Below are 3723 nucleotides of genomic sequence, written 5' to 3'. Positions count from 1 at the left end.
CTTTTATTCCAAGTAAGATGTTGATTTAAAAAAAATTGCATAAACTGTACTAGAGCCTCTTAAAAGTCCAACCAATAATGTGCGCGAAAAAAATAAAAAAAGGGAATGATAGGCATCGCAAAGTTAGTTTAGCTTTGCTGTCTTAAATTTAAAGAGATAGGAAATAATGATGAAGAAATTAGGTTTAATTTCATTGGTATTGGCTGGTCTGGCAGTTGCAACAGTTGGATGTGCTTCAAAAGACGTTGCTTCAAATCCTGAAACAGCATCAACAGCTCCAGCAGCAGATACAACAGCTAGTGCAGGGGCGCAAGGTAGTGTTGCAGTTCAAGCAGACCCGACTTTACAGTCTGAGCAGTCACAAGCAACTCAAGAGGGAAGTGATGCTACACAAGCTCCTGCGCAATAAGCCAGAAGCAAACTTGTTAAGTTAATGTAATTCTTTTAGATTGTTTACACGAATAGAGAATAGACAGTAGGTTGGATGCCTCTACTGTCTATTTTTACCAATTTAAAAAGCCCAATTATATAACTGGGCTTTTTAAGGTTTAAGCATTTATTAATGCCGATCATTTTGATTTTTTTGATCAGACCATCTTTTACGGTTTTGTTGGCTATTATTTTGTTTAGGTCGATTATTCTGAGCATTTTGTTGCACACGATTAGTGTTCCATTGTCCACGACGTTGAGTATCAGAATGCCTTTGATCCCATAATCGACGTTGTTCATCTCGTTTTTGGTTCCATTGTTGCCGCTGGGTATCAGTACGCTTTTGCTCCCATAAACGACGTTGTTCATCTCGTTTTTGGTTCCATTGTCTACGTTGTTCATCAGAACGCTTTTGATTCCATAATCGGCGTTGTTCGTCATTTCTTTGATCCCATTGTCTGCGTTGGGTATCAGCACGTCTTTGGTCCCATTGCGATGATCTAGGGTTTGCTAAATATCTCTGACGATGTTGTTGATAACGGATTTGTTGGTTACGATCACGTTGCCATCTTGTATAATCATTTTTATAGATAATACGGTCTGTTTCCCAGACATAGTTATGGTATACAGGTTGATATCCACCATTATAGTAACCAGCGTAATTAGAATAATAATAAGCGGGATAAGCGCTGTTACTATAATAAGCTCCGTCATCTGGGAAAGCGACACAACCTACGGTTGTTAATGCAACTGCTATAGATATTAAATATACTTTTATGGACATTTGCTAACCTCCACTACTATTTTGTGCAGGAATAGACAAAAAAATTCCTGATTTGTTGATTAATAGTCAATGACAAGGAGTATATGGTCAGATTAGCGTATAAATAAGTTGACTTTGTATATTGATTACGAGACTTGTATAACAATATTTTCCAAAACGGCACGAACGTGTAGAGAGTATGAAGAAAAAAGCTAAAGGATGGATATTTGAATGGCTGCTTTGAATCAAAATCTGCAAGAAATATTAGAAAAAAGCCAGGGGACTGCTGCCCGCACCTTGGATCGCTTTCCTGCAGTTGTGCAGGAATCTCTTGTTAAATTGCTGGGGTATCCTTATCAATATCCACAGTTAGACAGTTTTATTAAAGTGCTGATGGCGGCACAGTTGAAACAAGGTAAATCAGGTTTTATTGGGGAAAATGTAGAAAAATCTCGAAAAAACTTTGAATTACAAATGCAATCTATTACCAATAAACCTACCCATGTCCAGTTTGTGGAAGATATACGTTTACCTTTACAAAGCGGGAGCATTTACGCCAGGCATTACCATCCAGCACCAAATAAAAAACTTCCAATGATTGTCTTTTACCATGGTGGTGGATTTGTTGTGGGAAGTGTAGATACTCATGATGAAGTCTGTAGACTTATTGCGGTACATGCCAAAGCACAGGTTTTAAGTATAGATTATCCATTAGCTCCGGAAGTTGGTCCCCATGCACTTATACAATCTTGTGAAGATGCGCTAGCTTGGGTTTATCAAAATCGTAGACATTTCAAAATTTATAAAAATCGTATAGCTATTGCAGGTGACAGTGCTGGTGGAAATATTTGTGCAGTATTAGCTCAACGAACTGCCAGAACAGCGTATGCACCAGAAGCACAATTCTTAATTTATCCAGCAGTTGATTTTAAGAGTCGACATCCATCCTTTTTTGCTTATAAAGAAGGGTTGGTATTGACTGGAGAAGATATTGATCATGTTATTGCCTATTATGCAGATCGTTATCAAGTAGCGATGGATGATACGATTATTTCACCTACATATGGAAATTTAAGAAAACTGGCACCGACATTCATTATTACGGCTGGGCATGATGTGCTTCATGATGAAGGAAAAATTTATGCTTATAAACTTAGGCAGAATGGAACAAAGGTTCATTATCATGACTATGAGGATCAAACGCATGGATTCATCAATTTGACCCCGGTTTCCAAGAAATCAAAGAAATATGTCGTAGAAATGAGTAAAGATTTCAAAAAGTTTTGGGATAAATACCATTAAATTTAAAAAGGACAAGCGTTTCACGTGAAACGCTTTTTTAATATTAATAAAATCAATAACTTGTGATTTTTTTTGGTGGTGATTTGTTAGGCTATTATTTATTGGGTAATAAAAAAGACAATAAAAATTACTGATGAAATTTTTTATAAAGGATATGATCTAAACATAGGTTTTTAATATAGAGATACTGAGAAGAATGTTGAAAAATATAATCATGGGTATAAGTTTAACTGTTATAAGTACTCAAATATTTGCGCTTAGTAATATGCAGATAAAAACGAGCATGGGTACTATTGATATAGAGCTATATGATGACAAGGCGCCTATTTCTGTTAAAAATTTTGAAAGTTATGTAAAAAGTAATTTTTATAATGGAACGATATTTCATAGGGTGATTCCTGGATTTATGATTCAGGGTGGTGGATTTGAAACCAATATGGTTGAAAAGAAAACCCAGGCATCAATAAAAAATGAATCCAATAATGGTCTACAAAATACTCGTGGTACGTTAGCTATGGCACGTACAAATGATCCAAATTCGGCAACTAGCCAATTTTTTATTAACCTTACAGATAATGCTTTTTTAAATAAAACAAGCTCAAATCCAGGTTATGCTGTTTTTGGCAAGGTGACGAAAGGTATGGAAATCGTCGATAAGATATCAAAAGTACCTACAGGAAACTATGGAATGCATGAAAATGTTCCAAATCATCCTGTAAAAATTATAAGTATCCAAACGATCAATACGAATGTTAAAAAATAAGTAGCAATAAGCGCAGAAATATTATTGTCATATTTCTGCTTTAATTTTAAAGAGTTATACTCTAAAAAGATGGAAAATGAACCAAAATAGTGCATAAAAATACAACACTTAGAAAAACAAGTAGTTAAAAGCGCTTGCTTGTGTTGGAAATTGCCCTATAATGCACTCATCCCGACGCGAAACACGAAACGAACTTAGCTTACAGGGTTAGGTTGTTGAGAATTTTTTGCGTTAAATTTTCTGCTGACGAGGCAGGGAATAGATCATTAAGAGAATATGAAGAACAACTTGTGTGGATTTTTACTGGTTGATTAACGATAAATTATCATTGATTGATTGGTAGAAATTACTCGAAGTTTATTTGAGAATTTTTGTCAGTAATTGATGAGCCAGGATTTGGTAGTTTAGATTAAAGCTACAAAATGATTTTAACTGAAGAGTTTGATCATGGCTCAGATTGAACGCT

The 3723-nt window shown here is 35.3% G+C and carries 4 protein-coding genes; 3 read left to right on the top strand and 1 reads right to left on the bottom strand.

Going from position 1 to position 3723, the window contains the following annotated elements; genetic code table 11:
• Positions 1-166: 166 nt before the first annotated feature.
• A complete protein-coding gene (locus tag KPC_RS18425; RefSeq protein WP_227591503.1) occupies positions 167-409 on the top strand; it encodes a hypothetical protein in 243 nt (80 codons plus the stop codon).
• Positions 410-559: 150 nt separating this feature from the next.
• On the opposite strand, the gene KPC_RS18420 is transcribed toward KPC_RS18425, so the two are convergent.
• Positions 560-1213: a hypothetical protein gene (locus KPC_RS18420; RefSeq protein ID WP_121975785.1), complete on the bottom strand. Its 654-nt coding sequence runs from the start codon at positions 1211-1213 to the stop codon at positions 560-562.
• A 210-nt stretch (positions 1214-1423) separates the two neighbouring features.
• Here KPC_RS18420 and KPC_RS18415 point away from each other — a divergent pair, with 210 nt between their 5' ends.
• Together KPC_RS18415 and KPC_RS18410 are read left to right on the top strand one after the other, a co-directional pair.
• The gene (locus KPC_RS18415; RefSeq protein ID WP_121975784.1) at positions 1424-2494 is read left to right on the top strand and encodes an alpha/beta hydrolase; all 1071 of its coding nucleotides are present in this window, start codon (positions 1424-1426) and stop codon (positions 2492-2494) included.
• A gap of 214 nt (positions 2495-2708) precedes the next feature.
• Positions 2709-3257, top strand: a complete 549-nt coding sequence (locus KPC_RS18410; protein ID WP_227591546.1) for a peptidylprolyl isomerase — start codon at positions 2709-2711, stop codon at positions 3255-3257.
• The last annotated feature ends 466 nt before the right edge of the window (positions 3258-3723 follow it).

The sequence above is a fragment of the Acinetobacter stercoris genome (assembly GCF_900323515.1).
Lineage (GTDB): Bacteria > Pseudomonadota > Gammaproteobacteria > Pseudomonadales > Moraxellaceae > Acinetobacter > Acinetobacter stercoris.
This window is presented reverse-complemented; position numbering and strand designations above follow the sequence as displayed.